3 protein-coding genes are annotated in these 7,022 nt (G+C 33.9%); 1 reads left to right on the forward strand and 2 read right to left on the reverse strand.

The window, feature by feature from the left end; translation table 11 throughout:
• Positions 1-1,879 (reverse strand): Ig-like domain-containing protein (locus Q1A01_RS23360; RefSeq protein WP_299685923.1); only part of this gene is annotated, 1,879 nt, incomplete at its 3' end.
• Positions 1,880-2,749: 870 nt separating this feature from the next.
• Between Q1A01_RS23360 and Q1A01_RS23365 the strand changes: the two genes are divergently transcribed.
• Positions 2,750-4,345 (forward strand): peptide chain release factor 3, encoded by a 1,596-nt coding sequence (locus Q1A01_RS23365; protein WP_299685926.1) that lies wholly within the window; start codon positions 2,750-2,752, stop codon positions 4,343-4,345.
• Positions 4,346-4,806: 461 nt separating this feature from the next.
• On the opposite strand, the gene Q1A01_RS23370 is transcribed toward Q1A01_RS23365, so the two are convergent.
• Complete coding sequence (locus Q1A01_RS23370; RefSeq protein ID WP_299685929.1) at positions 4,807-6,168, reverse strand: serine hydrolase domain-containing protein; 1,362 nt, start codon at positions 6,166-6,168, stop codon at positions 4,807-4,809.
• Between the last annotated feature and the right edge of the window lie 854 nt (positions 6,169-7,022).

Consider the following 7,022-nt stretch of genomic DNA (forward strand, 5'->3'; position numbering starts at 1 on the left):
CATCTTCTATATCTTCGGTTGTAGCTCCGTTACTCCATTCATATGTATATGGAGAAGTTCCTCCATCTACTGTAATATCTACAGAACCCGTATCTTCTCCATTACATAAAATGTCTGTAGCTGTACCTGATATAGAAAGTGGATTCTGAGGTTCATTTACAGTGACATTTGCTTCGACTGTACACCCATTAATATCAGTTACAACAACTGAATAATCCCCTGCACTTAACCCATTAATATCTTCTGTTGTCTCGCCATTACTCCATACATATGTATAAGGAGGAGTTCCTCCACTAACTTCAATATTTATAGCTCCTGTATTTTCTCCATTACAAAGTACATCAGTAACATCAATTGGAATATCTATTTCGAGATCTTCAATAGTGATTATTGTAGCATTTTCATTTTCACATTTTGTAAATGCATTACGTACTAATACCTCATAATCACCTTCTGATAAATCTTCAAAAATTGGAGAAGACTGAAAAGCACCTCCATTTATCGAATATTGAAATTCATTACCAACCGGAGCGGTAATAATAATATCTGTAAGACCATTATCATTACAATTAAACTCAACAACTGGTGGGTCTGGTAAGGGAACATAGGTGAGTGTTACTGTTGCGCTATCACATACATTCTGATTGGGAGCTGGAAGACATACCTGATAATCAAATACTATTTCACCTATAAAACCTGGTGTTGGTGTATATGAATATGTACCGTCTGTATTAAGTGTAAAATCCAATCCAGCTGGTGTGGGTCCTGACAATAAGGTATATGTAGAGTTTTCAGGAACATTATTAACAACGTCAATATCTCCTTCAAATGTATCATCTAAACATCCAGTGTCTTGAGAGTCTACTGCGTATGTCTGAAGAATAAATAATTTACCATCTCCATGATCTCTAGAAGCAGCTACAAATTCTACACGTGTAATTTGAGATCCTGTAGGTGCGATATCATTTAACTCAAAAAGAGCAATAGCTATTGTTTGACTATTATCTTGCTCTCTACCCGAACCCCAATAGTCAGAACCAGATGCAGGAGGCGAAAAACCACCACCTCGTAAGTCACCACTTGTTCTAACAAATGTATCTCCTAATACACCTTCTGGTCCTCCACCAGCAGGTATTCCTATCATTCGGATATAATAACAGTTATTACCTCCTCTTTCTGTAACGGCAATAATACCATCTGCATTAGAAGGTATGGCGGGATCATAGAACAATGTTTGTAACTGAGCGTTTGTCTCTGGAACTCCATTATTTCCATTTGCAGCATCAAAATTCAAACAAATATTTTCTCCATTAGGATTCGCAGTAAAATAATGATTTAAATTCTGGTCTTGAAATGCTGTAATAGCAGCATTATCCCAAGCAGAAGTGGTATCATTTATATCTTGAGTGGCACTAACACTTGTTCCGATAACCTCATTTGAATTCAAAATAATTCCATTAACACTATGGGCATTACCATTGGGATTATTTCCATTTGCTGCATTTCCTATACCTAACCTTGTCAATTGATATGCAGAAGGCACCACAAATGTATTATAAACTTCTGTTCCTACAGTTACAGATTGAATTGTAGCTGGTCTATTATTTTCTGTACCACTAATGTCGCCGTTACCATCTACATCTTGTATATCTGACCACTGAAAAGTAACCCCAGACTGAATAGAGGGTGCTTGTGTTTGAGCTATCGCAGAAAACGTTGAAAAAAACAATAATGCAAATGCACCAAATATCATTCTTTTTAACATCATACTCTCAAAGGCTCCTGACTGCGCAGAACGCACCTTCTGGATCAATGTTTGATTTGCTGGTTCCTTACGTAATAAGAGTAGCTTTTTGAAATCAAAGTAATTTGTCTTCATATTAAATATGTGTAAAGATGACACCCATTCTTTAATGGATTTGAAACTATTCGAATTGAATATCGTCTTGTATTTATTTTTCATTAATGAGTGTAATCAAATAAAAATTACGACACAGTTTTCACGTTAAGATGATTACTGTATCATTATTGTTGTATATCTTATGTTGTAATTTGTCAGAGGGCCTAATATTCTTAATCTCTATTAAGAGTTAAAAACAGTACGTACATATTTTGAATGTCGTAATAATTGAAGTGTCCCCAAGAGCAAATAGATTTATATGTCTATTTTTATATGCTACCATAATAATTACATTTATACTTATATAAATTGTTTTTTTTATTAATACTCAAGTTGGGTGACCCAAATATATCTGATTAATATTAACTTAAAATGTATTATTTTAGTTTTTAGACCTTTGTGACTAAATCATCGATGAACTACACAAATTACGGTATTACCTCAAGTGTTTGTACGGAATTCAGGCACACGTAAAAATACCTGCCAAAATAACACAGTTAAATGTTAATGAAGCTTTTAAAATCGAATATTTACAGTCATTTCAGCAATTTGCATACGCTTTCGCGAAAGCGTACGACTGAAAATTCACTAAAAAATGAAAAATCACCCTATTTTGATGAAAACAGTTTAAAATCACATATTTCCTCCCATCAAATATCATAAAGGAATTATTCCTACAGGAATAAAAAAGATCCATTTTACAGTATATATCATATCATTTTGAATGCCTCTCTATAATCTTTAATCCGTTTTAATCGCAACATGATTTTATGTTTATCAAATGTATATACGTAGTTTTTTACTCATAGGTTTCCATTATATTTGCATCTTTAAAATTAGCTATCATTCATGAGTGTAAAAGACGAGATTGCAAGAAGAAGAACCTTCGGTATTGTATCGCATCCAGATGCAGGTAAAACAACATTAACAGAAAAATTATTACTATTTGGAGGGGCTATTCAAGAAGCTGGTGCCGTAAAATCGAATAAGATCAAGAAAGGTGCTACAAGTGACTTTATGGAGATAGAGCGTCAGCGTGGTATTTCTGTAGCCACATCTGTATTAGCATTTGAATACCAAGGAACTAAAATCAATATTCTAGATACACCAGGGCATAAAGATTTTGCAGAAGATACTTTTAGAACACTCACCGCTGTAGATAGTGTAATTGTAGTTATTGACGTAGCAAAAGGGGTCGAGGAACAAACGGAAAAGCTGGTAGAAGTATGCCGTATGCGTAATATTCCTATGATTGTATTTGTCAATAAATTAGATCGAGAAGGAAAAGATGCTTTTGAACTATTAGATGAAATAGAGCAAAAACTACATTTATCTGTAACACCTTTAAGTTTTCCTATAGGAATGGGCTATGATTTTAAAGGAATCTATAATATATGGGAAAAGAATGTAAATCTTTTTAGTGGTGATAGTAGAAAGAACATAGAAGAAACTGTAGAAGTTTCAGACATTCAGGATACGATACTTGACGAACTTGTAGGAAGTGATGCTGCTGAAAACCTACGAGAAGAACTTGAATTAGTACAAGGAGTATACCCTGATTTTGATAAAGAAGCTTATCTAAATGGGCAACAACAGCCTGTATTTTTTGGTTCTGCACTTAATAGTTTTGGAGTGCGCGAACTCCTTGATTGTTTTGTCGAAATTGCTCCTACCCCACGACCTAAGGAGAGCGAAGAACGTTTAGTACATCCTGATGAGAAAGGATTTACCGGTTTTGTATTTAAGATTCATGCCAATATGGATCCAAAACACCGAGATCGTTTGGCATTTATAAAAATCGTATCAGGCATATTTGAGCGTAATACTCCTTATTTACATGTACGTAATAAGAAGAAACTAAAATTCTCAAGTCCCAATGCATTTTTTGCAGAGCGCAAGCAAATTGTAGACATTTCCTACCCTGGTGATATTGTAGGATTACACGATACAGGTAATTTTAAAATAGGAGACACATTAACTTCTGGAGAAGAAATTCATTATAAAGGAATCCCTTCGTTCTCTCCAGAGCATTTTAGGTACATTAACAATGCTGATCCAATGAAATCCAAGCAGTTAGCCAAAGGAATTGACCAACTTATGGATGAAGGTGTGGCACAATTATTTACATTAGAATTGAATGGTCGTAAAGTCATTGGAACTGTAGGTGCGTTACAATATGAAGTTATTCAGTATCGATTGGAACATGAATATGGTGCAAAATGTACCTATGAACCTCTCAATGTTCATAAAGCATGTTGGGTAGATCCAGAAGACCCTAAAAGTGAGGAGTTTAAAGAATTCTTACGTGTGAAACAGCGTTTTATGGCAAAAGACAAAAGAGATCAGTTGGTTTTCTTAGCAGATTCTGCATTTAGTCTTCAGATGACACAACAAAAATATCCATCTGTCAAGATGCATTTTGTAAGTGAATTTGATGTGGCTTAAAAAGTGAAAAAATCAAATAAAAGCGTTCTCCTTTATTTAAAAACTAAAAACAACTATATACATCAAGTATTTTCAAAAATAGCTTATATCCATTTTAAAGAAGCGTAATTCTAAATAACAATAATAATTAATTATTAAACACAACAAGTACTATAAGATTAAACTATATCGTTTATTTTTTAGTAGTTGTAAAAAAATGGAGGTAAATGTATACGCTTTCGCGAAAGCGTATAAAAGAAATATATCAATTAGAAGACTCAAGGTTGAAAAGAGACAATCTTCACATCTCAAGAATTCATCTCTCAATGACACATGCGTCTCTTAGTATTGCATATAAAAATACATGATTATGTTATTTTTGAGAATATATTAGATAGCACACCTCCCTCGATCTCTCCTTTCTAACTGATAAGCACTTACTTAACAAACTTTAAAACTCAAAAACTTGCCAAATTGCCCTCCTATTCTATTCTTACAAAATGATAGGTTCCGTTTTGTTCGACAGTGATTCCTATAACTTCTTGAGCATCATTTCTGGTAAATGTAATAGTAGCTTTTGCTTCTTTACTTTCAAAATAATCATCAGAAATAGGACGTAAAATCCCTGCATTTTCTCTTGCATCCAGAGGTACCATAACCAACATGGTATCAAATAATTCTATTCCAAAACGCTTATTCACATCCTCTTTAAGGTGATATATTCCTATGTACTCTTTATAGACATCCCGTTTAATTTCAGATTTCTTTTTAATAACAATGGGTTTATCAATCAATATACTACCTATATAATCAGCGATATCTGGCGTCCTGTCAAATTTGGTATTAGACAACACACACACAAAGATATCTTCATCAGGCAAGTACAATCCATTGGTAGTAAAGCCAAATAAATTCCCTCCGTGTTGTATGGTTGGACTTCCTTGTAATTCTCTAAGAAAAAAACCATAACCATAGCCTGTTCCTTCGCCAGAATGTATCTTTTTTTCAGTAGTTAATTGTGAGACGACAAATTCAGACAACACGGTTTTATCATGTAATGCACGATGCCATAAAAACAAATCATACGCTGTAGATCTCACACCACCAACACTGTTAGACATTGCCGGACCTTCTTTAAAAATACCTGGCACATCTTCGGCGTGTCCTGTGACGAGTCGCTTCTTTTTAACTTGATCTGGATCTCCAATAGCACTAGATTTCATACCAAGCGGATTAAAAATAAACTGCTCCATATAAGTTCTTTTTTTCATGCCTGACGCTTTTTCAATCACTGCATTTAATAAAGAATAATTACTATTACTATACGCCCATTTTGATCCTGGTTCAAAAAGCAACCGCTCATCTTTAAAATAGGCAATCATATCTTTTGGAGTATACTCTTTGGCAAGTAAATGAAACTCGTCTTCATCTACATCAAAAAAATCAGGAACTCCTGATGTTTGTGATAATAAGTGGTGAATGGTTATAGGGTATTCTTTTACAGGGTAATACGGCACGTATTGCTGAATCGTATCTGAAAGGGATACTTTCCCTTGCTCTACCAATTGTAATACCGCTGCCGAAGTAAACTGTTTAGTCATAGACCCTATTCTGAAGATCATATCAGTTTTTAGTTTTCGTTTAGGAGTTAGCGAAGCAAGGCCATATGCTTTTTGAAATAAGATGTCATCTCCTTTTGAAATTAAGACCACAGCGCCAGGTTCGTTTTTTGGGTACTCATCTGTTAAGAATTGATCGATGGTTTCTAGCTGTTGTGTTTCTTTTTGTTGTGCAAAAAGGGTTGTAGTCAAGAGGAAAATGAGTATTGTTAGTATGTGTTTCATGTTCAGTGTTTCATGTTTTAATGTTTGTGATTTTTATTTTCCTGTCTCTAAAGGGTAAACATATTTGATGTAAAAAATTCCATTCATTTTTTGTTGCCCCATCCCTAAAGGATGCAAAAAATTAGAATATATTCACTCTTTAGAATTGGGAAAAAACATATTTGATGTAAAAAATTCCATTCATTTTTTGTTGCCCCATCCCTAAAGGGTGCAAAAAATTAGAATATATTCACTCTTTAGAATTGGGAAAAAACATATTCAATCTGGAGAGTAGCGTAGTTAGTGACAAGATATTTTTCATAGTTTCTTTTTGTTTACAAGGATGAGATTCTCACCATCGTGGGAATTAATTGTTGTACAAAAGAAGTTCAAAACCCTTATAGAACCTACTCAAATCTAGATTTGAGAGTAGGTTTTAGTCATTCTAAACAAGTTCGCGAAGAGGAAACGAACCTATTTGATGTTACTTGTCATTCCTATCTCATGTTGTTAAAAAATTGAATGCAGTCATCTCGATCTTAGGAGAGATCACACAAGAAGCTAAGAAACTACGCACTGTTTTTCGATGTCCTACCTTAGACAGATAATCTTGTTATTCAAATTTCATATTGTCAAAAATGATGCTCCTTTTCTCAAAATAGAGTACTACTCTATTTTAGAGTGTTACTCTATTTTTATTTCAAAAAGCAAACTACAAATAGCCAATAACTTTTTTAACACCTCCTTCATTTGATATGAAAACTTACTCCTATTTTTTGTTTCCCCGTCCCTAAAGGTGCAAAAAATGAGAATATGTTCATCTTTTTAGAATTGGGGAAAAGACAGAATTGATATGAAAGCTTGCTCCTATTTTT

Source organism: uncultured Dokdonia sp., assembly GCF_947492815.1.
Taxonomy (GTDB): domain Bacteria; phylum Bacteroidota; class Bacteroidia; order Flavobacteriales; family Flavobacteriaceae; genus Dokdonia.

Excerpts from the sequence above, each read along its gene's own strand:
- Q1A01_RS23370 (WP_299685929.1), bottom strand. The coding sequence starts at position 6,168 with ATGAAACACATACTAACAATACTCATTTTCCTCTTGACTACAACCCTT.
- Q1A01_RS23365 (WP_299685926.1), top strand. The coding sequence starts at position 2,750 with ATGAGTGTAAAAGACGAGATTGCAAGAAGAAGAACCTTCGGTATTGTA.